Source organism: Acidovorax lacteus (genome assembly GCF_039540375.1).
Lineage (GTDB): Bacteria > Pseudomonadota > Gammaproteobacteria > Burkholderiales > Burkholderiaceae_C > Acidovorax_G > Acidovorax_G lacteus.
The window spans coordinates 113,591-139,730 of the sequence record NZ_BAABEX010000001.1 but is presented as its reverse complement, the minus strand read 5'-3'; the positions used below and the strand labels follow the sequence as shown (position 1 = coordinate 139,730).

The following is a 26,140-nucleotide window of genomic DNA, read 5'->3' as shown; positions in this document are numbered from 1 at the left end:
TTCAGGCCTTGCGCCGCAAAAACCCGCTGGGGGCGACCGTCACCTGGAGCCGATGCTCCATCTCGGTGTCCACCTCAAACTCCGGGTGCGCTGCCAACCACTGGCGCACCGCCGTCTTGGGGTTGTTGCCCACGTCCCAGGGCCGGTCGGCAAAGAAATTCGGCGGCATATCCTCGACGAAGGTATCGAACACCACGCAGTAGCTACCTGGGGTGACAAGGGGCGCGTAGGCATTGAGTTCGCCAAGCACATGGTCGTGCGTGTGCATGGAATCCAGGCACACCAGCACGCGTTGGTAGCCCTGCGCAAAGTCCTGCACCTGCTGCACCACCTCAGGGGCTACGGCAGAGCCCTGGATCATGGCAATGCGGCTGGCCATGGGATGCGCCTCGATGGCGGCGCGGTTGTGTGCCCGGATGTCAATGTCCACGCCAAGCACCTTGCGGCGCGACATACGCGGATCCAGCGTAACGCCCGCCTCGATGGCATCGGCCATGTCCAGGAGCGCCAGCAACGAAGCGCTCAGCACCAGCGAGCCGCCATGCGCGATGCCGGTTTCGATGATCAGATCCGGCCGTACACGCCACACCAGTTCCTGCATGGCCACCATGTCCTGCGGGTACTGGATGATCGGCCGCCCCATCCAGTCGAAGTTGTAGACGTACTTGCGTTGCATGGACTGCTGCAGCCAGGCACGCGACAGCGCCTGGAAAGCCTCGTCCTGCGCGTACTCCGAGATGCGCAGTCGCCGCTCGTGCGCGAATTGCTCTTGCGTTTGGGACATAAGGCCTCCGTTACTTGATCACCAGCCCTTGACCTGTGGGCATCTCTAGTACGTGGTAACCGCGCTTGGCAAACCAGGGATCCTCGGCCAGCTTCTGTGCGCGATATCCGAGCCAGCCGTAGTCGTCCAGCACCAGAATCGCGCCAGGGACCATGCGATCAAACAACACCTCCAACGCGCCGATTTCAGCCTCTGCGTTGTTCATGTCCAGATGCATGAAAGCGATTTTTTGCGGGGCCACCTGCTCAAGCACGTCAGGCACGCGCCCCTGGGTGACCGTCACGTTCGGAAATCCGCTGAAACGCGCTTTCACCTGACCATAAAGCTCTTTGCTGTGCTCCGGCATGGCATGGTGGGGTTGGCTGGGATCGTGATCGAACAGGTCATACAGGTAGTAATGGCGGTCGCTGTGTGCCCCGAAGTCCACAGCGTCGCACACGACTCGCACCGTCGTGCCTTTGTAGCAAGCGCACTCGACGAAGTCTCCTTCCAGACGCAACCCGTTGCGAACCCCCCAGAGGATGGTGGACATGCGCCAGATGACGGCTTGCTCGATCGGGGTCTGTGCGTGCTCTCGGAATGCCGCCATGAAGGCCTCGTCCTCCAGGAATCCGAGATTGCGGTTGTAGGTAAACAGGTTGTCACCCGTGTAGATTCCCTGCTGCAAACCGATGCAATTGACGGCCTTCTGGATACCTTCAACGAAACCATTGGAATCGTTGAGGCCAAAGAACGCGGTGGTGAGATGGTTGGCCAAGTTTGCTACTCCTGAGGTTGAAAGGCACTGACCAGCAGCGGATCCCAGAGGGAATGCTGGATGGCTCCAGGCCATTCGTGCAGAAGCCTGGAAACGTTGATCGGGGGAAAGCTCTGGAGCGGTGCGTCCGGCGCCACGTGCACCGTGCACCCGGTTTGCCGGCCGAGCCAGCCGAGCCAGTCCGCATGCGACGTTTGGACACCGCTCGCCAGGTTGTAGACCGCGTGGCGTCCCTGCAGGGCAATCCGGACGAGTCCGTTCACGACGTCTTCAAGGTGGATGTAGTCCTTGGCTGATGCGGGGTCAGACCGCAATTCCACACGACCCGTCGAACGCGCCTGCTGGATCAAATCTGCCACCAGGTTGCCCGAGTCCACGTCCATGCCCGGCCCCACCACATTCGACAGGCGCGCCACACGCACGCCCGGGCGTCCACTGGCATGGCACAGCGACTCACCCGTGAGCTTGGAGAGGTTGTACAGATACGACGGGTCCCCCGGTACCACCGACAGCGCTGCGTCTTCGTGGGTGCTGGCAGCGCCCATGTAGACGCGGGTGGACGACAGGTACAGCAGCGAGTCGAACTGCGCACACTGCAACACCCGGGCCAGAAGCCCGACATGGGCCTCCACCGTATCGAAGGGGCGCGTGCGAAAGTCGCCCGTCAGACCAGCGCAATACAGCACATGGGCCAGCGGCTGCTCCAGCAGTGCCGCGTCACCGCGCGAGGGGGCCCATACCGTGTGGCCCAGCGCCTGCAAATGGCGCACCAGACGGCTGCCGATGTAGCCCGTAGCGCCGATCACGGTAAACCGCTCGGCCATCAGCGCCGCTCTCCGACTGCCTTGAGCGGCTGCCCGGCATACACCGTGTAGGGGTGCAGTTCACCACGCACGATGGAGCCCGCGCCCACCACGCAGCCCTGGCGCAGCACGGCACCATCGAGCAGCACGCAGTTGGCACCGATCCACACGTCGTCCTCGATGACGATGCCGCCCTTGCTGGGCAGAAATCCCTGCTCGCGGATCAGGCGACCGCGCTCGGCGTAGGCGTGGTTCACCGGGGCAAAGGTGCAGTTGGCGGCAATGGCTACATGGTTGCCGATGCGGATGCCGTTACCGGTGTAGAGCACGCAACCCGCGTTGATGACCACGTGCTCGCCCACCACCAGGTCGCCATGGCCGCCGGCGGGCTTGACCTTCACAAAGCTGTCGATGACCGAATGCGCCCCCACCGCAATGCGCGTGCCGCGCACCGAATCCTCGATGTCGGCCATGGCCGACACGCGGGCGCTGGGGTGGATCTCGATCATGCCCACACCTCCAGCCGGGGCACGGCCGTGGCAAACCGCCCTCCCCATGCCCGCACGTAGTCGAGCTGCGCAGTGACCTCGTCGCGCAGGTTCCACGGCAGGATCAAGACCACATCGGGGCGGTGCGCCCGCAGGTGGGACTCGTCGACGACCGGAATCCTGCTGCCCGGCAGGTGCTTGCCCTGCTTGGCCGGGTTGCGGTCCACCACATACGGCAGCAGGTCGGCGCGCACCCCGGCAAAGTTGAGCAGCGTATTGCCCTTGGCCGCAGCGCCGTAAGCGGCCACGCGCAGGCCCTGTTCCTGGGCCTGCAGCAAAAAGCGCAGCAACTCGCGCTTGATGCGCAGGCATTCGGGCTGCAGGCGCTGGTAGAACGCGTCACTTTCCATGCCCGCCGCCCGCTCACGCGCCAGCAGTGCGGCCACGGCAGGCTGTACCGCGTGCGCGGCCGCATCGCTGCGGCAGGCGTACACGCGCAGGCTGCCCCCATGGGTGGCAAGTTCTTCCACATCGAACACGGTGAGCCCCTGCGCAGCCAGAATGCGCTGCACCGCCAGCAGCGACAGGTACGAGAAATGCTCGTGATACAGCGTGTCGAACTGGCACTGCTGCACCAGTTGCAGCAAGTGTGGAAACTCGAACGTGGCCACACCATCGGGCTTGAGCAGCAGCGCAAAACCCGCCACGAAATCGTTGATATCGGGCACATGGGCCAGCACGTTGTTGGCGGCCATCAGGTCGGCGGCATGTCCGTCCGCGTGCAACTGCCTCGCCAGCGCGGTGCCGAAAAATGCCTCCACCACGGCAAGGCCCCGCGCACGCGCCGCGGCGGCCGTGCTGGCCGTGGGCTCCACGCCCAGGCAGGGAATGCCGCGCGCCGCCACGTACTGCAGCAGGTAGCCGTCGTTGGCGGCCACTTCCACCACCTGGCTGTGCGGTCCAAGGCCGAAGCGCCGGGCCATGTCGTCCACATAGCGCTCGGCGTGGCGCAGCCAGCTGCTCGAGTACGAACTGAAGTAGGCGTACTCGGCATCGAACAGCTCGTGCGCCTGGGCAAAGTCTTCGGTCTGGGCCAGCCAGCAGTGGGTGCACACCAGCACGCGCAGCGGATACCAGCGCTCGGGCGCCTGCAGGGCGGCGGTGCCCAGGTAGGCGTTGGACGGCGGCGCAGTGCCCAGGTCGGCCAGCGGCAGGTGCAGGGCAGCCCCGCAATGGCGGCAGTGCATCACGAAAAGTCTCCGAGAAGGGCCGGGCCGGTGGCTGGCAGCGGTGGGTGCGTCTGGTCGCGCGGCGACAGGTGCTGCACGGGCAGCGGCCAGGCGATGGCCAGGCGCGCATCCAGCGGGTGCAGCCCGCCCTCGTGGGCGGGCGCATGCGCAGCCGAATGCACATAGAGCATGTGCACATCGTCCTCCTGGGTCTGAAAGCCGTGGGCGCAGCCCGGCGGGATGAGCAAGGCGCAGCCGTTGTCGGCGCTCAGCAGCTCCGCATGCCATTGCAAGTGGGTCGGGGAGCCCGGCCGCAGGTCCACCACCACGTCCCACACGGCCCCTTGCAGGCAGTGCACGAGCTTGGCCTCGGCTGCGGGACTGCGCTGGAAGTGCAGGCCGCGCACGGTGCCGCGCGCACGCGTGACGGTGTGGTTGACCTGCGCCACCGGCCAGTGCCAGCCAGCGGCGGCCAAGGTGTCACGGCAGAACAGCCGGGCCAGCGCGCCGCGCGCATCGCCCACCGGGTGGCGCTGCACACGCAGCACGCCCGGCAGCGGGGTGGGGTCGGCGCTCAGGCGCTGCATACGTCCTCCGGGCACGCGGCTTCGAAGGCGTCCAGGTCGGCTACACACAGGGCGCGCGGGTCAGCCCCTGCGGCCCAGCCGCGGTACCAGGCCATGGTGCGCTGCACGGCAGTGGCCACAGGCCAGCGGGGCAGGAGGCCCAGGGCCGAACGCGCCTGTGCGGTCTCCAGGGCCAAAAAGCGGGCTTCGTGCGGTCCATCACTATTATTTTGATAGCAAACTTCTGATCCTGGATAAGCACGAGCTGCCATTTCAACCACATGCCGCACCGTGGCCGCCTCGTGGGACTGCGGGCCGAAGTTGTAGGCGGCTGCCACGCGGTCCGGGCGTTCGTGCAGCGCCTGGGCCAGCACCAGGTAGGCCTGCAGCGGCTCCAGCACATGCTGCCAGGGCCGGGTGGAGCCGGGCTGGCGGATTTGCAGCGCCGCGCCCGCCTGCCAAGCGCGCACGGCGTCGGGCAGCAGGCGGTCGCGCGCCCAGTCGCCCCCGCCGATCACGTTGCCCGCCCGCGCCGTGGCCAGCGCCACGCCGCGCGGGGCCAGGAACGCGTCGCGGTAGCTGGCGGCCACGATTTCGGTGGCGGCCTTGCTCGCGCTGTACGGATCATGCCCGCCCAGGGCGTCGTCTTCGCGGTAGGGGTAAGCCCATTCGCGGTTGCGGTACACCTTGTCGGTGGTGACCACCAGCACCGCACGCACGCCGGGCGCGGTGCGCAGCGCATCCAGCAGGTGCACCGTGCCCATCACGTTGGTGGCAAACGTGTCCACCGGAGCCTCGTAGCTTGGGCGCACCAGCGCCTGGGCAGCGAGGTGCAGGACTACCTCGGGCTTGGCGCGGTGCACGGCATCGCGCACGGCATCGGCGTGGCGCAGGTCCACCCGCAGATCGGCGGCCAAGCCGTCGGCCACCCGGGCCAGGGTGTAGAGCGCGGGTTCGGTGGGCGGATCGAGCGCAAGCCCGGTCACCTCGGCCCCCAGGCGCTGCAGCCACAGGGCCAGCCATGCGCCCTTGAAGCCGGTGTGCCCGGTCAGCAGCACGCGCCGGCCACGCCAGAAGGCGGCGTCCACCGACATGCTCACCACACCTTCCAGGGCGCGCGGCCCGACTGCCACAGCTCTTCGAGCAGGTTTTTCTCGCGCAGCGTGTCCATGGGCTGCCAGAAGCCTGCGTGTTCAAAGGCGCGCAGCTGCCCGTCGCGGGCCAGGCCCTGCATGGGCTCGATCTCCCAGCTGGTGGCGTCGCCGTTGATACGGTCGATGACCTCAGGCTGCAACACGAAAAAACCACCATTGATCCAGCCGCCATCGCCGCGCGGCTTTTCCTCGAAGCCGCCCACGGCATCGCCCTCGCGCACCAACGCGCCGTAGCGGCCAGGAGGTTGCACCGCCGCCACGGTAGCCAGCCGGCCGTGGGCGCGGTGGAAGGCAAATTCGGCGCTCAGGTCGATGTCGGCCACGCCATCGCCGTAAGTGAAGGCAAAGGGCTCGCCGGGCGTCAAATATTCGCGCACGCGGCGCAGACGGCCACCGGTCATGGTGCTTTCGCCCGTGTCCACCAGCGTCACGCGCCAGGGCTCGGCATGGCGGTGGTGCACCTCCATGCGGTTGGCCGCCATGTCGAAGGTCACGTCCGACATGTGCAGGAAGTAATTGGCGAAATATTCCTTGATCACGTAGCCGCGGTAGCCCAGGCAAATGATGAACTCGCTCACGCCGTGGGCGGCGTACATCTTCATGATGTGCCACAAGATCGGTCGCCCCCCGACCTCGATCATCGGTTTGGGCTTGAGGTGTGACTCCTCGGAGATGCGGGTGCCCAGGCCGCCGGCCAGCAGTACGGCTTTCATGCTGGCGAGCATAGGCCAGGCGGCCAGCGCCCAAGCGATGAAACAGACGCCCAAAAACCCGCATTTGTCGCGTTAAGGCCACGCCCGGGGACGGCGATCGAACGGAAGCGCACGGGTCGCGAAAGGGTTTGTCCGCAGCGAAAGCCACTCAAGCTGGGCCACCGTTGTGCCGAATGCATGTTCAGGGCTGGGCGTATGCGCAAGCACAAAACGCAAAAGCCCTGACACAGCAGGTTTGTCGCGTCTGCAATCCGATACATTTAGAGTAACCTTCCAGTCACCTCATTGCCAGCGCCCAGCGCCTCCGGCGTGACCGGGCACCAACCTCGCCACACGCATGTTTGTCGTCATCGGTTACATCATCTGCTTTGGATGCATCTTCGGGGTGTACATCATCCACGGCGGGAACATTCAGATCATTCTCAAAGCCCTGCCGTTTGAGACCATCACCATCCTGGGCGGTGCGCTGGGAGCCTTTGTGGTGAACAACCAGCCCAAGGTGCTCAAGGCCACGGCCGCAGCCCTCCCGATGGCGCTGAAGGGCTCCAAGTACACCAAGGCACGGTACATGGAGCTGATGGCCATGCTCTATGACATCCTGCAAAAGGCGCGCAAGGATGGCCTGATGGCGATCGAAAAGGATGTGGAAGCCCCGCACGAGTCGGAAATCTTCAAGAAGTACCCGACGGTCGGCAGCGACCACCATGTGATCGAGTTCACCACCGATTACCTGCGCATGATGGTCTCGGGCAACCTCAATTCGCACGAGATCGAGGCCCTGATGGACAGCGAAATCGACACCCACCACCAGGAAGCCCATGCCCCCATCGCGGCGCTGCAACGCCTGGCCGGGGCGCTGCCGGCGTTCGGCATCATCGCCGCCGTGCTGGGCGTGGTGAACACCATGGGGTCTGTGGGCCAACCGCCTGCGGTGCTGGGCGGTCTGATTGGTGCGGCCCTGGTGGGCACGTTCCTGGGCATTCTGCTGGCATACGGCGTGGTAGAGCCGCTGGGCGGCCTGGTCGAACAAAAAACCGAGGACGCTTCCAAAGAGCTGCTGTGCATCAAATCCACCTTGCTGGCCAGCATGCAGGGCTACAACCCGGCCACCGCCATCGAGTTTGGCCGCAAGGTGCTGTTCTCGGGCGACCGGCCGAGCTTTGCCGAGCTCGAAGCCCACGTGAAGGGTAAGAAGTAAGCGCAGCCACCTGGGGCAGGCCCTCCGCGCACGAACACCATGGCAGAAAAGAAGCTCCAGCCCATCATCATCAAGCGCATCAAGAAGGGGGGTCATGCCGCCCATGGCGGCGCCTGGAAGATTGCCTATGCCGACTTCGTGACGGCGATGATGGCGTTCTTCCTGCTGATGTGGCTGCTGGGCTCGACAGCCAAAGGCGAACTGCAAGGCATTGCCGCGTATTTCTCGTCGCCGCTGAAGGTGGCCATGGCCGGCGGTGATGGCGCGGGCAACAGCTCCAGCATCATCCCCGGTGGCGGCAACGACCTGAGCAAAGTCCACGGGCAAGTGCGCCGTTCTGACAACGAAGAGGACAAAGAGCGGCGCATGAGTGAAGACACCTCACGGGTCGAGCGCACTCGCCAGGACGCACGGCGCATCCAGGCCCTGCAGGCCAAAATCGACGCACTGATCACCGAGAACCCCCGGCTCAACGAGTTCCGCTCCCAAATCCGCCTGGATGTGACGCCCGACGGGCTGCAGATCCAGATTGTTGACGACCAGAACCGCCCCATGTTTGACAGCGGGAGCGCGCTGGTAAAGCCTTACATGCGCGAGATCCTCAAAGAGATCGGCGCTGCGCTCAACGGCGTCGAAAACCGTATCAGCCTCGCTGGGCATACCGATTCGGTGCCTTACGGCAACAGCGACCGCGGTTACAGCAACTGGGAACTATCGGCCGACCGAGCCAACGCCACGCGACGCGAACTGGTGGCGGCCGGCATGCCCGATGCCCAATTGGGTCGGGTGGTCGGTCTTGCGGCCAGCGATCCGCTGGACCCGGCCAACCCGCGGTCACCCAGCAACCGGCGCATCACGATCACGATCCTTACCCGGGAAGCCGAGGAACGGCTGATGGGCAAAACCATGCCCATGGTGACTTCGGCAGAATTGATGAATGAAAAGCGGGAGAATCCCTCATCCCCCGCCAAACCGTAACGACTTGTCACCGCACCTGCGAGCCGTGACAATACCCTCAGATATTTCGACCGAAAGGGTCCCAAGTGACCACTGCCCTGCGCTTTTTGATCGTTGACGACTTCTCCACCATGCGGCGCATCGTCCGCAATCTGCTCAAGGAAAGCGGCTTCACGGACGCCGACGAGGCAGAAGACGGCGTGGCAGCATTGAACAAGCTGCGCAACAGCAAGTTCGACTTTGTTGTGACCGACATCAACATGCCGAACATGAACGGTTTCCAGCTGTTGGCGGAAATCAAGAAAGACGACAAGCTCAAGCATCTTCCTGTGCTGATGGTCACGGCCGAAGCGCGCAAGGAAGACATCGTGGCGGCCGCCCAAGGCGGTGCCGCCGGCTACATCGTCAAACCCTTCACCAAGGCGACACTGGAAGAAAAGGTCACCTTGATCCTCAAGAAGATGGGGCTATGACGTCATGGACACGCCTGAGCACAACCAACCGGAAGCCGCCGAGGTTCACCAGAAAATCGGCGTGCTGACCCGCCAGCTGCACGATGCGCTGAACGAACTCGGTTTTGCGGACAAGCTCCGCGGCACCATGGGCGAACTGCCCGACGCCCAAAGCCGACTGTCCTACATCGCCCGACTGACGGGCGATGCGGCGGAGAAAGTGCTCTACCGCGTGGAGCAGGCGAAAGCCCAGCACGACTACATTGCCGCCGAAACGCGCCGAGTCGTGGCATCGCTGGTCAAAGACCCGGTGGCCGCCGTCGCCAAGGGCGAAATCATGAACTTCCTGTCGGACGTGGAGCGGGTGACGCAGGAAGCCGACACCCATCTGACCGAGATCATGATGGCCCAGGACTTCCACGACCTTACCGGCCAGGTGATCGCACGGGTAGTGGCACTCGCGGCCACCATTGAAGACCAATTGGTTCAGCTGCTGATCCAAACCGCGCCCCCCAACGCGCAGGTGCCCGCCGTGGAGCCGCCCAAGGTGCACTTGGCCGGGCCGGTGGTGAACCCCGAAAACAATCCGGACGTGGTAACCGACCAATCGCAGGTGGACGATCTGCTGGCCAGCCTCGGCTTTTGAGCGACCGCATCCAACCATCCGGGAAAAGGGGCCACTGGCCCCTTTTTTTCGCCCTTTAGAAATCGGCTCCCTCTCGACAATGGCATGACCTCCCCGTCATGCCGCCATGGAATCCAGTCAAGAGAAAAGCCTACCCGCATCCGAGCGCAAACTGCAAAAAGCGCGCGAGGACGGCCAGGGTGCCCGCTCGCGGGACTTGTCGCATCTGGCCATCCTGGGGGCTGGCGCTGCCTGTGTGCTGGCCTTCATGCCGACCTTGATGGACCACATGCAGCGCGCGATGAGCCAGCAGCTGGTGTTTGATGCGCGGACGGTCATGACACCCGCGGCCATGCTGGAGCGGCTGCAGGCCATGTTGGCTGTGGGTCTCATCGCCAGTGCCGCCTTTGCGGTGGTCACGGGCGCTGCGGCGCTGCTCAGCGGGATTGGCGCAGGCGGATGGATCATGAGCCTCAAGCCGATCAGCCCGCAATTCAATCGGCTCAATCCGATTTCCGGCTTTGCCAACCTGTTTTCCGGACAGCAGATGGCCAACGTGGCCAAGATGGTCCTGATGACGGTGCTGCTCAGCTACGTAGGCTGGAAGTACATGGGCACCAGCATCGAGAAAGTCGCCATGCTCGTGCTGCAGCCCTCGGCATCCGCCTTACGGGGGGCAGCGGAATGGCTGACGGGAGGGGTGACGCTGCTGCTGCTCATCGTGCTCCTGGCAGCGCTTGTCGATGTTCCGTTGCAGGCCTTCTTCTTCAAGTCGCGCCTGAAGATGACCCACGAGGAAGTCAAGCAGGAGCACAAGGAATCCGAAGGCAATCCGCACACCAAGAGCCGGATTCGCCAGCGCCAGCGTGAAGTGGCCGACCGTGCGAGCGTCGCTGCCGTGCCCAAGGCCGACTTTGTAGTGACCAACCCGACGCACTACTCCGTGGCACTGCGCTACGACGAGGCCACGATGAACGCTCCCCAGGTGATTGCTCGCGGAACCGACTTGGTGGCGCTCAAGATCCGTGAAGTGGCCGCTGCCCACGGCGTGCCAGTTTTGCAGTCTCCGATGCTGGCGCGCGCGTTGTACGCCCATGCCGAACTGGACCAGCCGATCCCCGCCACGCTCTACACCGCGGTGGCCCAGGTGCTGGCCTACGTCTACCGACTCAAGACCGCCCTGCGAGGCGAAGGCCGCATGCCAGAGGCCATGGCCGAACCCCAGGTGCCCCCTGAACTCGACCCGCATCACAAGATGCCCGCCGCACGAGGTGCCGCATGAACGCTCCTTCCATGAAATCGCTGCAGCAATGGGCTGGCAGCAACTCGGGGGCCCTGTCAGGGCTGGCCGCACCGATCCTGATCGTGGCCATCCTGGCGTTGATGGTGCTGCCCATTCCAGCGTGGCTGCTGGACACGTTCTTCACCTTGAACATCGCGGTCGCGCTGATGGTGATGATGGTGGCGGCCTACATGATCCGCCCGCTGGACTTCGCTGCGTTCCCGACGGTGCTGCTGCTCACCACGCTGATGCGGCTCTCGCTCAATGTGGCCTCGACACGCGTGGTGCTGCTCGAAGGCCATACCGGCCCCGGTGCAGCGGGCGCGGTCATCGAAGCGTTCGGCCACTTCCTGATCGGCGGCAACTTTGCAGTGGGTCTGATCGTGTTCGTGATCCTCGTGGTGATCAACTTCGTGGTGATCACCAAGGGTGCTGAGCGCATTGCAGAAGTTTCGGCCCGCTTCACCCTGGACGCCATGCCGGGCAAGCAGATGGCCGTGGATGCCGACCTCAACGCCGGGCTGATCGACGAGAAGGAAGCCAAGCGCCGACGCGCCGAAGTCGCGGAAGAAGCCAACTTCTTCGGCTCCATGGACGGTGCGTCAAAGTTTGTGCGCGGCGATGCGATCGCCGGCATCCTGATTCTGCTGATCAACATCGTCGGCGGCTTTGCCATCGGCATGTTGCAGCACAACCTCTCGGCCAGCCAGGCTGCCAACACCTACATCCTGCTGGCAGTGGGCGATGCGCTGGTGGCTCAGGTACCCGGTTTGCTGATCTCGGTGGCAGCGGCCATGGTGATCTCGCGTGTCGGCAAAGACCAGGACAGCGGCCGGCAGATCGTGGACCAGTTGCTCATGTCGCCCCGCGTACTGGGTGTGACGGCCGGCATCCTCGTGCTGCTGGGCCTGATTCCGGGCATGCCGCATCTGGTGTTCTTGACGATCGGCGGCGCCATCGGCTACGCAGCCAGGGTGCTGCATCAGCGCGCCCAGCAACCGCCGCCGGTGGAGGCGCCCCCCGCCCCCACACAAGATGGCGAGGCCTCGTGGGACGACCTGCAGCCCGTGGACCTGCTCGGCCTGGAGCTTGGGTACCGCCTGATCTCGCTGGTGGACAAGAACCGGCAGGGGGACCTGCTGACCCGCATCAAGGGTGTTCGGCGCAAATTTGCGCAGGAGGTTGGATTTCTGCCACCGGCCGTGCATGTGCGCGACAACCTGGAGCTCAAGCCCAGCGGCTACCGCATCACGCTGCGCGGCGTCGTGGTGGGCGAGGGCGAGGCATTCCCGGGCAACTACCTGGCCATCAACCCGGGCGGCATCAGCACCCCCCTGATCGGAACCCCTACCACCGACCCTGCCTTCGGACTGCCTGCGCACTGGATCGACGAGCGCCAGAAGGAAGCGGCACAAATGGCCGGTTTTACGGTCGTTGATTCCGAAACCGTGATGGCGACCCATTTGTCACACTTGATGCAAGTGCATGCAGCCAAGCTGCTCAGCCGCACCGAGACCCAGCAACTGGTCGAACACGTGGCAAAGCTGGCTCCGAAGCTCATCGAAGAAGTGGTTCCCAAAATGGTGTCCATCGCAACGTTCCAGAAAGTCTTGCAGCTGCTGCTGGAAGAGTCTGTGCACATCCGCGACATCCGCACCATCATCGAAACGCTGGCCGAGCACGCCGGCAGCATCCCGGACCCGGCAGAGCTGGCGCGGCGCGTGCGCATTGCCCTGTCGCCCGCCATCGTGCAGCAGATCTACTGCCCGACCCGCGAACTCAACGTGATTGCCATTGAACCGGGCCTGGAACGTCTTCTGGTCCAGGCCCTGGGCAACGCTTCGGCTCCCGCCCTGGACCCCGGCGTCGCCGACGTGCTCACCCAACGGGCGGCCGAGGTCGCGCTCAAGCAGGAGGAGATGGGGCTTCCCGCCTGCCTGCTGGTGCCAGACCCCATCCGCAGCGCCATCTCGCGTCTGGTGCGCCGTGTGGCGCCCCGACTACAGGTTCTGGCCCACAGTGAAATTCCCGAAACGCACACCATCCGCATCGGGCCCATCCTCAAAGGTGCATCAGCATGAACATCAAACGCTTTCACGCTCCCACATCTCGGGAAGCTCTGGCCAAAGCGCGCATGGCCTTTGGTGACGGTGCCCTGATCCTGTCCAACCGTGCCACGGCCAACGGGGTCGAGGTGATTGCAACGGCCGAGGAGAGCCTGTCCTCGCTCGAACAGCCGGGGCTGCAGGCGGCTGCTGCAAGCGAACCGGTGAGCCGTCCTGCATCGCGGGGGCTGTCCAGCTCGACGACAGCGTCGCACGCATCGCGCAACCCTGTCGAGGAAGACACCGAGCAGTTGGCCATGAGCACCTTGTCCTTCCAGGACTATGTGCGCGAACGCATGCTGCGCCGCCGGCACGAGGCCCTTCACGGCGCCGATGCGCCCGAAGCTGCGCCGCTGTCGCAGCGTGCACAGGAGCGTGCCGTGGAGGCCGAGCTGGAGCGCGAACCCGTACGCAAGGCGCCTGCCCCTGTGGTGCGCCACAACCCGCTGCGCAGCATCCCGGCCGACCGTCCGGCAGAACCGGCACCCCGGCGCCGCGCAGAGCCCCAGGTGGCCATGGCACAGCAGGCATCGCTCATGAGCGAGCTCCATGCGGTCAAGGAACTGATTGAGGAGCGCTTCAACACCCTGGCCTGGCTGGGTCAGGCCAAGCAGAACCCGATCCAGTCCAACCTCATGCTCAAAATGATCCGAGCGGGCTACTCCCCTGCCCTGGCCCGGGCCGTGCTGGAACGCATGCCCGAGGATCTGGGTGCCGCAGAGTCGGTGCGCTGGCTCATGGATGTGCTGGAGCGCAATCTCCGCACGGACGCCGATGCTCCGCCGCTGTACGAAGAAGGCGGCATCTACGCACTCGTCGGTTCCACCGGCGTGGGCAAAACCACCACCACGGCCAAGCTTGCAGCGCACTGCGCGCGCATTCATGGCCCGGGCAGTGTGGGCCTGATCACACTCGACACCTACCGTGTGGGCGCACACGAACAGTTGCGCACCTACGGCCGCATGCTGGGCATCGTGGCCCACCAGGCCCACGACCGTGCGGCACTGCAGGATCTTCTGGGGCTGCTGTCGGGCAAGAAAATGGTGCTGATCGACACCACGGGTGTCGCTCCGCGCGATCCGCGCAAGCGCGACATGCTCGACGTGCTCGACCTTCCGCATGTCCATCGCCTGCTGGTGCTCAACGCCGGCTGCCATGGCGACACGCTGGACGACGTGCTCACCGCGTTCAAGACATCGGGATCGCAGCAAGCCATCCTGTCCAAGGTGGACGAGGCGGTGAAGCTGGGACCCGCCCTGGATGCACTGATTCGCCACCAGATGGTGCTGCGCGGCGTGACCAATGGCCAGCGCGTGCCCGAAGACTGGGAGCAAGCCGACGCCCACCAGCTCATTGCGACGTCGATGCGGGCCCCGGCCAAGTCGGCCTACGACCCCAAGGCCAGCGACCTGAATTTCTTCTTCTCGAACGCCGTCGACTCGGTGGGCGAACGGGGGCTGGTGGATGCTTGACGCAAGCCTGCACCAGGGCGCCAGCCTCCTGAGCTTCATGCCGCAGGCGCAGCTGCGCCTGCTGGCAGTCGCCAGCCAGGACGACCGGCCGCGCAACCTCGAGGCGTTGTGGCAACTGTGTGCCCAGTGGCAACGCCAGGGCTATCCGGTGGTGGTGCTGGACGGCACCACCCTGGAATCAGACCGCTCCCCGGGTCTTGAGCACCTGCTGCGCCAGGCGCCCTGGAAGGAAGGGGTGAGCCTAGACCTCGGCGAGATTGCTTCCTCCCTGGCCGTGATCCCTGCCGCGCGGGGCCTGCACCGGCTTGGGCGCAAGGCGCGGCATGTGGTGCGCCCCCCCTTGGCCGACCTGTGTGAATACTTCCGCGCCTACGGCATGCTGGTGCTGCTGGCGCCGGCGTCGGTGCTGGCCCCGCTGCTGGCCGCCACGGCGGCCCAGCCCCTGGTGCTCACCACACCCGACAAAGCGGGCGTGATCGATGCCTACCGCAATCTGAAGCAGCTGGCGCTCGAAGCGGGCACCGTGGGCTCTGTGGTCGCCGTCGTACCCGACGACAGCGCACGGTCTCGCCACGCCGCCCACGCGACCCTCCAAAACTTGCAGCAGTGCACACAACGCCATCTGGGCGTGCCCGTGCGGACGGCCACCCTGAATCCGGACGCTATGCCGGATGTTCAGCGCCTGGCCTTGCAACTGCTGGAAAACGCAGGCACCATCGGCACGTCTGTGCAAGCCCCGCCCATTGCGGAGGTGCCGTTTGCCCGGAGTCATTGATCTGATGTACACCGCCAAAGGCCAGCTTGATCGGGACGCGATGATCCGCCAGCACGTGCCGCTGGTGCGTCGGATCGCGCACCACATAATCGCGAAGCTGCCGCCCAACGTCGAACTGGATGACCTGATCCAGGTGGGCATGATGGGTCTGGCCGATGCCCTGTCGCGCTATGAAGCCACGCAGGGTGTGCAGTTTGAGACGTTTGCCACCCAGCGCATCCGCGGTGCCATGCTCGACGAGTTGCGAGAGGGCGACTGGATGTCGCGCAGCTCCCGCAAGAGTCAAAAAGACATCGAGCAGGCCGTCCACCGGCTGGAGCAGCGTCTGGGCCGCAGTCCGCTGGAATCCGAGATCGCCGCCGAAATGGGCATGAGCCTGGCGGACTACCAGAGCCTCCTGGGCAAGGTGCGGGGCACGCAGCTGGTCTATCTGGAAGACATGACCCATGGCGATGAGGACGATGGCTTCCTCGACCGGCATGTGGCAGACAACGCCGCCGACCCTCTGGAGATGCTGCGCGACCAAAGGCTGCGCGACTCGCTGGTGGCGGCCATCAAGAGCCTGCCAGAGCGCGAGCAGCACATCATGGGCATGTACTACGAGCACGACATGAATCTCAAGGAGATCGCAGCGGTGCTCGGCGTCACCGAATCAAGGGTGTGCCAGCTGCACAGCCAGTCGATTGCGCGGCTGCGCGCCAAGATGCGCTCACACTAAGCGCACAGACCCGGTACGCCAGTTTCTCAACAGGCCTTACAGCGGGCCCACCCCGCGCTGCGCACGGATTCAGGTGCGCACCCAGGTGTATGCGCAACCGCCGCTACACGGCGAAGTACGCCGTCTGTTCAACGGGATATCCACCCCAGCGTATGCCGAGCAGGCCGTGGAACACCGCAGGATGTGCGGCCGCCCTCACCCGGCAGCACGGTAGAGACGGGCTGCTGCCGAAGGTGCTCGGCTGCCGATCGACTGGCCGTACGTCGGGTCGCGCCGGGCCTCTGGCACGAGCGCCGTCACTTGCCGGTCGGCCAGCACAGAGAGGCGGGCCAGGCCGTCGCGAACCGCTGCGAGGCGCAGACTCAAGGCCTGCCAGCGCTGGCGCAGCAACGCATCGGTTGCCAGCGCATCGTGCAAGGCGGCCAGATGGGGGGCGAGGTGTTGTGCAACGTCGCGCAGCGCGGTCGAGGCCGTTTCCAGCGCATGGACGTCCCCGGCTACCAGAGAATCGCCTGCTTTGGCCACATGCTGCTCGACGGTGGAGAGGATGTCGTGCAGTGTCATGGCAGCAGCCGGCCTTGGTCAGCCGGGACCGTGTTCAGCCGCGCGAGCGGGAGAAGATTTCTTGGGCGTTCGCCAGCAGTTTGTCGGCAATGGCTTCGGCGTCCACCGAAAATTCGCCCTTGTCGATCGCGTCCTTGACCGCTTTGACGCGGCCCGCGTCGAAGTCGCCCGAAGCACGGGACGAGGTGTCCAGCGCTTTCAGGGAACTGGACATGGTGACGGGCACACCGGCGGCCGCCACCTTGGCGGGTGCCGCCTTGGCCGCCTCGTCGGCAGCCGCCGCAGCGGGCTTGGCCGGTTGCTTGGCCTGGGCCGCTGGGCCTAGTGCGCCCGGGAGATCCGGGGTTTGACCTATCTTCATCGCTCTCTCCACCACCCCGGGAAGTCCGGAGCACCGTAGCAATGGTTTCGACCCATTCCGAGAAGACTTTAGCCATTTCTGCTGCCCCTGTCATGGAACACGGACGTCTACTGTCCCAGAATCACTCACAATACCAGAGACAACGCGACCATTGTCCATTCTGACGCGCACTGTCTGCCCGACACCGCCGTCGGACAGCGCCTGCCCTGCCCCTGCCACGACAAAGCCAGGCCCCTGGGCCATCACCCGAACCTGAGCCCCTGTGCGGAACACGCTGGGCGCGCGTACCATCGACTGGCGCAAGGGCTGCCCGGCCGCCAATGCGCGGGAGGCCACCTGCCCCACCCACTGCTCCGGTTGCGCCACCACCGGCGAGTTGTCGGCCGCCCAGTCGATTTCCATTTCCTGCGCGTCAGCGGCCGTCAGCACGGTGCCCGGCGGCACGTTGCGCGTGAGCACCCACGCCGGTCCGAAGGCCTTGACCGTCACGGGCAAAAAGACATTCCAAGGCGTGCCGCCCTCGGCACAGCGCAGACCCAGCCGGGTGCGTCCCCACAAGCGGGTGCCAGCGGGCAGGTAGGGCTCGACGCGGTTGCAAGGCGCCAGACGCAGCCGAGGATCCAGGTGGCCCACGCTCACCTCCATGCGCAACGGCAGCGCAGCGCCGCCGTCGCGCTGCTGGAGCGCGGCATCCAGCCAGCGCTGGGTCACCGCAGCCCAGTCGGCTCCGGCCTGGGAGGTTGCCGCAGGGGGTGAGACCGAGGTGGCCGGCGCAGCCGCCAGCAGTACGGGCGCGCCCGCAGACAGAGGCGTGGTCGCCGGGGCCGCGCCCGACTGAAACGCCTGCGCCTGTGCGGCAGTGGACAGCACGGCCAGTGCGGCCGCCGCCACTGCCGCAGGCCGGCTCCAGAGCGCGCAGAAGGTTGCAAGGGTCATGGTGAGGCTCCTCTCGGCAATCCCGCCAGGCCAGGCTGCGATGGCAGGCCGCCTGCGGGATTGGGGGACGCTTGCACTGTAGGCGCGCGGTGCGCACCGAAACCGCCGAAGTGCGGACCGAAACCCATGTTCTTCGCGCTTTAGGAAAACAGCCCCACTTTGACAATCAGCACACGCCGCAAAGCCTGCCCCGACAGGCGCCACGGCCCACGAGACCCGATGAGGTTCCTATGCTGGACAAGCTGACACAACGACTGGATTTCCACGGCAACGCGCTGGTGCTGCGTGCCGAGCGCCAGCGCGCGCTCGCCAGCAACATCGCCAATGCCGACACCCCGGGTTATGTGGCGCGGGACTTCAAATTTGCCGATGCATTGCGGGAAGCAACAGGCCAACAACCACTCATGCCGGAGAGTGCCAGCGCCCTCAAACCCGAGGCGCTCACCGCTCCCCGCAGCACGGCATCCGGCCTGGGCCTTAGCGGCGTGACGCGCGAGGCCCGCAACGGCCAGTACGGCAGCAGTCGGCACCTGTCGCTGTCGGCCACGCACCCGGACGCCATCACGCCACCCGAAGACGGTTTGCCCCGCCCCAAGTATTCGCTGCAGACGCAGCCAGCGCTCGACAACAACTCCGTCGATCTGGACCGCGAACGCGCTGCGTTCACCGACAACTCCGTGCGCTACGAGGCCACGCTGCGCTTCATCAACGGCAACGTGCGCACGATGCTCAGCGCCATTCAGGGCCAGTGACCGGCCCGGCTGACACCCACCGCACAGCGAGGTTCCCATGTCGATGTTTTCCATCTTCAATGTCTCCGGCAGCGCGATCAGCGCACAGTCTCAGCGCCTGAACGTAGTGGCCAGCAACCTGGCCAACGTGGACGCTGTGGCCGGGCCCGACGGTCAGCCGTACAAGGCCCGCCAGCTCGTATTCCGTGCACAGGCCATGGGCCCCGAGGGCGTGGCCGGCGTCAAGGTCACCGACATCAAAGAGAGCGATGCCCCCGGGCGGCGCGTGCACGACCCCAATCACCCGCTGGCCGATGCGCAGGGCTACATCACCCATTCGAACGTGAACGCCGTGGAGGAGATGGTCAACATGATCTCCGCCTCGCGCTCGTACCAGAACAACGTCGAGGTCATGAACACGGCCAAGACGCTGCTGCTCAAGACCCTGCAGATGGGCCAGTAAGCGCCACAAGGAGCTCCCATGTTTCTCAGCCCAATCAACAGTTCGTCGGTGACGGAATCGACCAGCAGCAAGGCCGACGCCGCCACCGATCCCGCAGCCGCGCAAGACCGCTTTCTGAAGCTGCTGGTCGCACAGCTCAACAACCAGGACCCGATGAACCCGCTGGACAACGCGCAGATGACCTCGCAGATGGCGCAGATCAACACGGTCACGGGCATCCAGCAGCTCAACCAGACCATGCAGGGCATGGCCGCGCAGTTCGGCGCCATGCAGGTGCTGCAAGGCGCGTCGATGGTGGGCCGTTCGGTGGTCACCGAAGGCAACCGTGTGCAGGTCACCGACAAGGTAGGCAAGGGCATGTTCGAACTGGCCGGATCGGCTGGCGATGTGAAGGTGGAAGTGCTTTCGCCCACCGGCCAGGTCGTGGGCACGGTGGACATGGGCAGCCGCAACGGTGGACGTCACGCATTCGAATGGGACGCCAGCCAGTACAAGGGCGACGCCTCGCAGCTGCGCTTCCGCGTCACAGCGCAGAACGGCTCGACGGCTGTGGCGTCCACCCCTCTGCAGGCCTCCCGCGTGGTGGCCGCGGGCGCCGACAACGGCAACCTGAGCCTGACCCTCGACACCGGCGCGACCGTGGGCTACGCCCAGGTCAAGGCCATTCTCTGATTCCAACCCCTGCCATTGCAAGGAGCGCACCATGGGCTTCCAACAAGGACTCTCGGGCCTGAACGCCGCCAGCAAGAACCTGGACGTGATCGGCCACAACATTGCCAACTCGAACACCGTGGGCTTCAAGTCCTCGCGGGCCGAGTTTGCCGAAATGGTGGCATCGGCCATCGGACAGTCCGGCGGCAGCAACGCGGGCATCGGGGTCGAGGTGTCCAACATCGCCCAGCAGTTCACGCAGGGCAACCTGACCATCACCGGCAACAGCCTGGACGTGGCCATCAACGGCAACGGCTTCTTCACGCTCACACTGCCCGACGGCACGCCCGCCTACACGCGCGCCGGTAACTTCAAGCTCGACAAGGTGGGCAACATGGTCACCAACGATGGCGCGAAGGTGATGGGCTACAGCGTCGACCCTGTGACGGGCCAGCGCACCAGCACCGAGCCCGTGCCCATGGTGTTCCCGACCGCTGAGCCCATTCCGGCCAAGCAGACGTCAAAAATCTTTGCCGCCTTCAACCTGGACGCCCGCGCACCCGACGCTGCGGGCGACCCGGCGGCCACGCCGCCCATTCCCGCCACGCCGCGCACCACCTACGGCACCTCGATCAACGTGTACGACAGCCAAGGCGTGGCCAAGCCGGTCAGCCTGTATTTCGAGAAGAACGGCAACAACACCTGGGACGTGTACGACCAGCTGGACGACCCGACGGCCACACCGCCTGTGGTGGCCACGCCGGTCGGGCAGATCACCTTCGACAACAGCGGCGCCATCGTCAACCCGGCCCCCACGCCGCCGGGCACCGAACACCTGCTCACGCTGTCGGTCACGCCCAGCCCCCCCAACCCCAACGGTCTGCCGGCCTTCAATGTCGATATCAACCTGGACAAGGTGACCCAGTTCGGCACCAAGTTTGCCGTGTCCAACCTCACGCAGGACGGCTACACCGCCGGCCAGCTCACCGGCATCAACATCGAGAACAACGGGATGATCATGACGCGCTACTCCAACGGCGTCACCCGTTCGGAAGGCCAGCTCGCGCTGTCGAGCTTCCGCAACACGCAGGGCCTGGCCGCCGTGGGCGGCAACAACTGGGTCGAAACCTTCGAATCGGGCCAGCCGGTGCGCGGCACGGCCACCGACGGCAACTTCGGCTCGCTGCGCTCCGGGGCGCTGGAAGACTCGAACGTGGACCTCACGGCCGAGCTGGTGAACATGATGACCGCGCAGCGCACCTACCAGGCCAATGCGCAGACCATCAAGACCCAGGACCAGGTCATGTCCACCCTCGTGAACCTGCGCTGAAACCCCGGCCCAGCGAGCATCTGCGCCACAGGCGCAGGCGCTTTAGGGCCCCTCACCGAAAGACCTTGCCATGGACCGCCTGATCTACACCGCGATGACCGGGGCCAACGCCGCCGCCCACCGGCAGGCGGTGCTGGCCAACAACCTGGCCAACGCTTCCACCAACGGCTTTCGCGCCGAGATGGCCTCGTTCCGCTCGGTGCCGATCCAGGGCGATGGCTCCAAGACGCGCGTGTTCGCGCTCGAAGCCACCTCTGGCTATCTCGACACACCCGGCCCTGTGCAGCGCACCGGCCGCAACCTGGATGCCATGGCCGCGGGCAATGCCTGGTTTGCCGTGCAGGGGCTTGACGGCGTGGAGGCCTACACGCGCATGGGCTCGTTCCAGGTCTCGCCTGCGGGGCAGCTGGTCACGAGCACCGGGCTCACGGTGCTATCAGACGGCGGTGCGCCCATCGACGTGCCGCCCAATGCCGAGATCACCATGGGCTCGGACGGCACGCTCACCGCCAAACAGCCGGGCCAGCCCCCGGCCGCGGTGGGCCGCCTGAAGCTGGCCACGCCCACACCGGAAGACCCGCTGCGGCGCGGCGACGACGGGCTGTTCCGCACCACCACCGGCGCCCCCATGCCGAACGACGCCAACGCCCGCATGCTGGCCGGGGCGCTGGAAGGCTCGAACGTGAACCCCGTGGCCAGCATGGTCGGAATGATCGCGGCATCGCGCCAGTTCGAGCAGCAGATGCGCCTGCTGCAGACGACCGAAACCAACGACAAGACGGCCTCGCGGCTGTTGAACATCAACGGCTGACGGCGCTGCCCGCTGCCCGAAAGGAACCGCCATGATCAACTCGCTCTGGATCGCCAAGACCGGCATGTCCGCCCAGCAGACGCAACTGGACGTGATCTCGCACAACCTGGCCAACGTCTCGACCACCGGCTACAAGCGCAACAACGCGGTGTTCGAAGACCTGATCTACCAGAACCTGCGCCAGGTGGGCGCCAACGCGACCGAGCAGAACCAGCTGCCCACCGGCCTGCACCTCGGCCTGGGCGTGCGCACCGTGGCCACCAGCCGCAACTTCGTGCAGGGCTCGCTGCAAGAGTCGAAGAACAGCCTGGACGTGGCCATCAACGGCAACGGCTTCTTCGAAGTGACCATGCCCGACGGCACCATCGGCTACACGCGCGACGGCTCGTTCCAGCTCGACGCCCAGGGGCGCATGGTCACCTCCAACGGCATGCCGGTGAACAACGGCATCACCGTGCCCAATGGCGCCACCAAGGTCATGATCGGCCCTGATGGCGCGGTCACCGCCATCGTGCCCCCGGCCACCGCGCCGCAGCCGCTGGGCAACCTGGCCATGGCCACGTTCGTGAACCCGGCCGGACTGGAGCCCATCGGGCAGAACCTGTTCCGCGAGTCGGCCGCCTCGGGCCAGCCGCAGCAGGGCACGCCGGGCACCAACGGCCTGGGCTTCATCAAACAGGGCTTTCTGGAGACATCCAACGTGAACGTGGTGGAAGAGCTGGTCACCATGATCCAGGCGCAGCGCGCCTACGAGATGAATTCCAAGGCCATCCAGACCTCCGACCAGATGCTGGCCAAGCTCAGCCAGCTCTGACCCCGGCACGTTCCCGTTCTTGCACCGTTTCGCGGAGTTCGCCATGCGCTTCCTCGTCGCCCCCACCCTGTTCTGGCTGCAGCGCCCGGCCCGCGCCGCAGCCGCACTGGCTGCTGCCGTGCTGGCTTCGGGCTGCGCCACCATGTCGCCCCCACCGCCGGTGGACATGCCCGCCACCACGCCCCCGCAGCTCACGGTGGTGCCACGCCCGGTGCCCACCAACAATGGCAGCCTGTTCCAGGCGGCCAGCTACCGCCCGAGCTTCGAGGACCGGCGCGCCCGCCTGATCGGCGACACCGTCACCGTGCAGATCGTCGAAAACATCACGGCCAGCCAGAAGTCTTCGTCGTCGGTGGACCGCACCTCGGAAGTGTCGGGCGGCATTTCGGCGCTGCCTTTCGTGGGGACGGCGTTCACCAACAAGACCAAGCTGGGCGCGAACTCCTCCAACACCTTCGAGGGCAAGGGCGGCACGGAGAGCGCCAACACCTTCCAGGGCACCATCACCACCACCGTGGTCGATGTGCTGCCCAACGGCCACCTGGTCATCACCGGCGAGAAGCAGATCGGCGTGAACCAGAACGTGGACGTGCTGCGCTTTGCGGGCACGGTGGACCCGCGCTCGCTGCAGCCGGGCAGCGTCGTCAACTCCACCCAGGTCGCCAACGTGCGCGTGATGTCCCGCGGCCGGGGGGCGCAGAACGAAGCCCAGGCCATGGGCTGGCTCGGACGGTTCTTCAACACCATCACGCCGTTCTAAAAAGCGCTGCACGCGCCTCTCAAGGATGCGCGTGTGCGCAACCGACGGGCCCACGAGGCGGTGGCTGCAGCCCACCAGCCTGCAGCGCGGCGATTGGCAAGAGAAGCAGCACGGTGAACCGCCCAAGGCCATGCCAGCGCAGACCGGGGGGCGTTGTGCAGCACCTTCCCACGGCTGCGCCCAGCCCGGGCGCGGCACGCGGGGCACGGCCCGCACGGCCCGCACTGCCAGCGGTGCGAGCGGCATCATTTCATTTGCTATTATTTTTATAGCTGCTTATGCTTGATTGATAAGCACGAGCAAGCATTTTGGCACTCGATTCTTGGGGCCCGATACGGCGGCCGAGCACCGCCGGTCATGCGGGGCACACGCCCCTCATGTCCACCCCGACGCCCCGCGCAAAAAGGGCCGGAAGCGCCGTCTTTTCGGGGTTTAGTTCCGGCCACGGGCTTTCACAATGCAAGGCATGGAAAACCCGCGCACCCCCTCTTGGGCGCCCGCCACCCGCCTGCTGTGGCGCACCTTCGCCCTGCTGATCGCCTCTCTTGCACTGGCGCTGCCTGCGCATGCACTGCGCATCAAGGAGGTGGCCGCCGTGCAGGGCGTGCGCAGCAACGCGCTCACCGGCTACGGGCTGGTCGTAGGCCTGGACGGCACGGGCGACCAAACCACGCAGATGCCCTACACCACGCAGGCCATGAACAACTACCTGCAGCAGATGGGCATCAGCCTGCCGCCCGGCGCGGCGGGGCAGTTGCAGCTCAAGAACGTGGCGGCCGTGCTGGTCACGGCGCAGTTGCCGGCCTTTGCACAGCCGGGGCAGCTCATCGACGTGAACGTGTCCTCGATTGGCAATGCCAAATCCCTCAAGGGCGGCACGCTGATCACCACGCCGCTGCGCGGGGCCGACGGCGAGATCTACGCGCTCGCCCAGGGCAACCTGGTGGTGGGAGGTGCGGGCGCGGCCGCAGGCGGCAGCAAGGTGCAGATCAACCACCTGAGCGCAGGCCGCGTGCCGCAGGGCGCGCAGGTGGAGCGCAGCGTGCCCACGCCGCTGCACGACGGCGACGTGATCACGCTGGGCCTCAACGCCTCGGACTTCCAGACGGCACGCCGCGTGGCCCAGGCCATCAACGGCAAGATGGGCAACGGCCTGGCCACGGCGCTGGACGGCCGCACCGTGCAGGTGCGCGCCCCCAGCGAGCCCGGCGCGCGCGTGGCCTTTCTGGCCGACATCGAGGAGTTGCCGCTCGAGTCGAGCGCGCCCGCCGCCAAGGTGGTCATCAACGCGCGCACCGGCTCCATCGTGCTCAACCAGGCGGTCACGCTCGGCCCCTGTGCGATTGCCCACGGCAACCTGTCAATCACCATCACCTCGCGCCCCGTCGTGAGCCAGCCCAACCCGCTGTCGCAGGGCCAGACGGTGGTGACCGAGCAGACCAGCATCCAGATCAACCAGGAACCTGGCAACGTGATCCAGATGCCGCCGTCGCCGCAGCTGTCGGACGTGGTGCGTGCGCTCAACACGCTGGGCGCCACACCGCAGGACCTGCTGGCCATCCTGCAGGCCATCAAGGCCGCCGGAGCCCTCAACGCCGAACTCGAGGTGATCTGACATGTCGCTCACCCTGCCTTCTTCTTCCAGCCTGCGTGCGCCCCAGGCGCTGGCCGCCGACGGCCGCTCGCTCAATGCGCTGAAGTTAGAGGCGGGCAGCAACAGCCCCGAGGCGGTGCGCGAGGCGGCCAAGCAGTTCGAGTCGCTGTTCATGCGCGAGCTGATCAAAAGCATGCGCGAGGCGACCATGAAGTCCGGCCTCATGGACGGTGGCCAGGCCGACCTGGGCACCGACCTGCTTGACCAGCAGCTCGCCGTGCAGATGTCGGGCGTGCCCGGCGGGCTGTCCGAGGCCATCACGCGCCAGCTCTCGCGCCAGATGGGCGGCGCAGACACGTCGCTGTCGGTGCCCTCTACGCTGAGCCTGCCGCAGGCGCAGCCGCGCAGCACGCCCGCCGCCCGCAGCAGCGACAGCCCGACCAGCAGCGTAGCCCCCAGGGGCCGCGACGCCTTTGTCCAGCACCACAGTGCCGCGGCCGAGCGTGTGTCGCGCGACAGCGGCATTCCGGCCACCTTCATGCTCGGCCAGGCGGGCCACGAAACCGGCTGGGGCAAGAGCGAGATCCGCAATGCAGACGGCTCCAACTCCTTCAACCTGTTCGGCATCAAGGCCGGCAAGGGCTGGACGGGCAAGGTGGCCGAAGTCACCACCACCGAATACATCAACGGCGTGCCGCGCAAGGTCGTGGCCAAGTTCCGCGCCTACGACTCGTACGAAGACTCGTTCCGCGACTACGCACGCCTGATCACCGACAGCCCCCGCTACGACAAGGTGCAGGCCACGGCACGCACCGGTTCGGTGGTGGCGTTTGCGTCCGAGCTGCAAAAGGCAGGCTACGCCACCGACCCCGAATACGCGAACAAGCTGAGCCGAGCCATCAACAGCGCACTGCGTGCACAGCGGGCACAGGCCTGACACCATGAAGCCCGTCCAACACCGCTCGACCCCTTGCCCGACTGCCGCCACGGCGGGGCGGCCCGTGTGCGGGGGCCCAAAACTTGGCCACAAGCGTGGCCACCGCTTTG

General features: G+C 65.9%; 29 protein-coding genes. 18 read left to right on the top strand and 11 right to left on the bottom strand.

Annotated features, from left to right (window positions below; translation table 11 throughout):
- Position 1 precedes the first annotated feature (1 nt).
- The 8 genes from ABD866_RS00715 to rfbF are packed head-to-tail and all read right to left on the bottom strand — an operon-like array spanning position 2 to position 6,494.
- The gene (locus ABD866_RS00715) at positions 2–784 is read right to left on the bottom strand and encodes a cephalosporin hydroxylase family protein (protein WP_345060209.1); all 783 of its coding nucleotides are present in this window, start codon (positions 782–784) and stop codon (positions 2–4) included.
- Between the two features lie 10 nt (positions 785–794).
- Positions 795–1,541 carry a class I SAM-dependent methyltransferase gene (locus ABD866_RS00710; RefSeq protein ID WP_345060207.1) on the bottom strand — a complete coding sequence of 249 codons (747 nt, stop codon included), beginning with the start codon at positions 1,539–1,541 and terminating at the stop codon, positions 795–797.
- Between the two features lie 5 nt (positions 1,542–1,546).
- A complete protein-coding gene (locus tag ABD866_RS00705) occupies positions 1,547–2,365 on the bottom strand; it encodes an NAD-dependent epimerase/dehydratase family protein (protein ID WP_345060205.1) in 819 nt (272 codons plus the stop codon).
- The gene (locus tag ABD866_RS00700) at positions 2,365–2,853 is read right to left on the bottom strand and encodes an acyltransferase (protein ID WP_345060203.1); all 489 of its coding nucleotides are present in this window, start codon (positions 2,851–2,853) and stop codon (positions 2,365–2,367) included. Before ABD866_RS00700 ends, ABD866_RS00705 begins: the two co-directional genes overlap by 1 nt.
- Positions 2,850–4,079 (bottom strand): methyltransferase domain-containing protein, encoded by a 1,230-nt coding sequence (locus ABD866_RS00695; RefSeq protein WP_345060271.1) that lies wholly within the window; start codon positions 4,077–4,079, stop codon positions 2,850–2,852. The genes ABD866_RS00700 and ABD866_RS00695 overlap by 4 nt, the downstream gene beginning before the upstream one ends.
- Positions 4,079–4,648 carry a dTDP-4-dehydrorhamnose 3,5-epimerase family protein gene (locus tag ABD866_RS00690; protein ID WP_345060201.1) on the bottom strand — a complete coding sequence of 190 codons (570 nt, stop codon included), beginning with the start codon at positions 4,646–4,648 and terminating at the stop codon, positions 4,079–4,081. The genes ABD866_RS00695 and ABD866_RS00690 overlap by 1 nt, the downstream gene beginning before the upstream one ends.
- Positions 4,636–5,721 (bottom strand): CDP-glucose 4,6-dehydratase, encoded by a 1,086-nt coding sequence (gene rfbG / locus ABD866_RS00685; protein WP_345060199.1) that lies wholly within the window; start codon positions 5,719–5,721, stop codon positions 4,636–4,638. Before rfbG ends, ABD866_RS00690 begins: the two co-directional genes overlap by 13 nt.
- A gap of 2 nt (positions 5,722–5,723) precedes the next feature.
- Positions 5,724–6,494: a glucose-1-phosphate cytidylyltransferase gene (gene rfbF / locus ABD866_RS00680; protein ID WP_345060197.1), complete on the bottom strand. Its 771-nt coding sequence runs from the start codon at positions 6,492–6,494 to the stop codon at positions 5,724–5,726.
- Between the two features lie 337 nt (positions 6,495–6,831).
- On the opposite strand from rfbF, the gene motA reads away from it, so the two are divergent.
- The 9 genes from motA (at position 6,832) to ABD866_RS00635 (ending at position 16,078) form a co-directional block, all read left to right on the top strand.
- Positions 6,832–7,692 (top strand): flagellar motor stator protein MotA, encoded by an 861-nt coding sequence (motA, locus tag ABD866_RS00675; RefSeq protein ID WP_345060195.1) that lies wholly within the window; start codon positions 6,832–6,834, stop codon positions 7,690–7,692.
- Between the two features lie 39 nt (positions 7,693–7,731).
- Positions 7,732–8,670, top strand: a complete 939-nt coding sequence (gene motB, locus ABD866_RS00670; protein WP_345060193.1) for a flagellar motor protein MotB — start codon at positions 7,732–7,734, stop codon at positions 8,668–8,670.
- A gap of 65 nt (positions 8,671–8,735) precedes the next feature.
- The gene (cheY, locus tag ABD866_RS00665; protein WP_092956865.1) at positions 8,736–9,122 is read left to right on the top strand and encodes a chemotaxis response regulator CheY; all 387 of its coding nucleotides are present in this window, start codon (positions 8,736–8,738) and stop codon (positions 9,120–9,122) included.
- Positions 9,123–9,126: 4 nt separating this feature from the next.
- Positions 9,127–9,747, top strand: coding sequence for a protein phosphatase CheZ (locus ABD866_RS00660; RefSeq protein WP_345060189.1), 621 nt, complete (start codon positions 9,127–9,129; stop codon positions 9,745–9,747).
- 106 nt (positions 9,748–9,853) lie between these two features.
- On the top strand, positions 9,854–11,008 hold the full coding sequence (locus ABD866_RS00655) for an EscU/YscU/HrcU family type III secretion system export apparatus switch protein (protein WP_345060187.1): 1,155 nt from the start codon (positions 9,854–9,856) through the stop codon (positions 11,006–11,008).
- An 11-nt stretch (positions 11,009–11,019) separates the two neighbouring features.
- Positions 11,020–13,089: a flagellar biosynthesis protein FlhA gene (gene flhA / locus ABD866_RS00650; protein WP_425549524.1), complete on the top strand. Its 2,070-nt coding sequence runs from the start codon at positions 11,020–11,022 to the stop codon at positions 13,087–13,089.
- Entirely contained in the window at positions 13,086–14,585 is a 1,500-nt protein-coding gene (gene flhF, locus ABD866_RS00645; RefSeq protein WP_345060183.1) for a flagellar biosynthesis GTPase FlhF, read from the top strand. The genes flhA and flhF overlap by 4 nt, the downstream gene beginning before the upstream one ends.
- Positions 14,578–15,360: a MinD/ParA family ATP-binding protein gene (locus ABD866_RS00640; protein ID WP_345060181.1), complete on the top strand. Its 783-nt coding sequence runs from the start codon at positions 14,578–14,580 to the stop codon at positions 15,358–15,360. The genes flhF and ABD866_RS00640 overlap by 8 nt, the downstream gene beginning before the upstream one ends.
- Before the next feature lie 4 nt (positions 15,361–15,364).
- Positions 15,365–16,078 carry an RNA polymerase sigma factor FliA gene (locus ABD866_RS00635; protein ID WP_345060179.1) on the top strand — a complete coding sequence of 238 codons (714 nt, stop codon included), beginning with the start codon at positions 15,365–15,367 and terminating at the stop codon, positions 16,076–16,078.
- A 195-nt stretch (positions 16,079–16,273) separates the two neighbouring features.
- Here ABD866_RS00635 and ABD866_RS00630 read toward each other — a convergent pair whose 3' ends face one another.
- The 3 genes from ABD866_RS00630 to flgA all read right to left on the bottom strand — a co-directional run bounded on the left by ABD866_RS00630 (position 16,274) and on the right by flgA (position 17,939).
- The gene (locus ABD866_RS00630; RefSeq protein WP_345060177.1) at positions 16,274–16,642 is read right to left on the bottom strand and encodes a hypothetical protein; all 369 of its coding nucleotides are present in this window, start codon (positions 16,640–16,642) and stop codon (positions 16,274–16,276) included.
- Positions 16,643–16,676: 34 nt separating this feature from the next.
- Positions 16,677–17,003, bottom strand: coding sequence for a flagellar biosynthesis anti-sigma factor FlgM (gene flgM, locus ABD866_RS00625; protein WP_345060174.1), 327 nt, complete (start codon positions 17,001–17,003; stop codon positions 16,677–16,679).
- Between the two features lie 90 nt (positions 17,004–17,093).
- A complete protein-coding gene (gene flgA / locus ABD866_RS00620) occupies positions 17,094–17,939 on the bottom strand; it encodes a flagellar basal body P-ring formation chaperone FlgA (RefSeq protein ID WP_345060171.1) in 846 nt (281 codons plus the stop codon).
- A gap of 230 nt (positions 17,940–18,169) precedes the next feature.
- On the opposite strand from flgA, the gene ABD866_RS00615 reads away from it, so the two are divergent.
- The 9 genes from ABD866_RS00615 to flgJ all read left to right on the top strand — a co-directional run bounded on the left by ABD866_RS00615 (position 18,170) and on the right by flgJ (position 26,030).
- On the top strand, positions 18,170–18,691 hold the full coding sequence (locus ABD866_RS00615) for a flagellar basal body rod protein FlgB (protein WP_345060169.1): 522 nt from the start codon (positions 18,170–18,172) through the stop codon (positions 18,689–18,691).
- 37 nt (positions 18,692–18,728) lie between these two features.
- On the top strand, positions 18,729–19,133 hold the full coding sequence (gene flgC / locus ABD866_RS00610) for a flagellar basal body rod protein FlgC (protein ID WP_345060167.1): 405 nt from the start codon (positions 18,729–18,731) through the stop codon (positions 19,131–19,133).
- Between the two features lie 18 nt (positions 19,134–19,151).
- Positions 19,152–19,805, top strand: coding sequence for a flagellar hook assembly protein FlgD (locus ABD866_RS00605; RefSeq protein ID WP_345060165.1), 654 nt, complete (start codon positions 19,152–19,154; stop codon positions 19,803–19,805).
- 31 nt (positions 19,806–19,836) lie between these two features.
- A complete protein-coding gene (flgE, locus tag ABD866_RS00600; RefSeq protein ID WP_345060163.1) occupies positions 19,837–21,114 on the top strand; it encodes a flagellar hook protein FlgE in 1,278 nt (425 codons plus the stop codon).
- 70 nt (positions 21,115–21,184) lie between these two features.
- Positions 21,185–21,925: a flagellar basal-body rod protein FlgF gene (gene flgF, locus ABD866_RS00595; RefSeq protein WP_345060160.1), complete on the top strand. Its 741-nt coding sequence runs from the start codon at positions 21,185–21,187 to the stop codon at positions 21,923–21,925.
- A gap of 31 nt (positions 21,926–21,956) precedes the next feature.
- Positions 21,957–22,739: a flagellar basal-body rod protein FlgG gene (flgG, locus tag ABD866_RS00590; protein ID WP_345060159.1), complete on the top strand. Its 783-nt coding sequence runs from the start codon at positions 21,957–21,959 to the stop codon at positions 22,737–22,739.
- A 43-nt stretch (positions 22,740–22,782) separates the two neighbouring features.
- On the top strand, positions 22,783–23,499 hold the full coding sequence (locus ABD866_RS00585; protein ID WP_345060158.1) for a flagellar basal body L-ring protein FlgH: 717 nt from the start codon (positions 22,783–22,785) through the stop codon (positions 23,497–23,499).
- A 466-nt stretch (positions 23,500–23,965) separates the two neighbouring features.
- Positions 23,966–25,114, top strand: coding sequence for a flagellar basal body P-ring protein FlgI (locus tag ABD866_RS00580; RefSeq protein WP_345060155.1), 1,149 nt, complete (start codon positions 23,966–23,968; stop codon positions 25,112–25,114).
- A 1-nt stretch (position 25,115) separates the two neighbouring features.
- Positions 25,116–26,030 (top strand): flagellar assembly peptidoglycan hydrolase FlgJ, encoded by a 915-nt coding sequence (gene flgJ, locus ABD866_RS00575; protein WP_345060152.1) that lies wholly within the window; start codon positions 25,116–25,118, stop codon positions 26,028–26,030.
- The last annotated feature ends 110 nt before the right edge of the window (positions 26,031–26,140 follow it).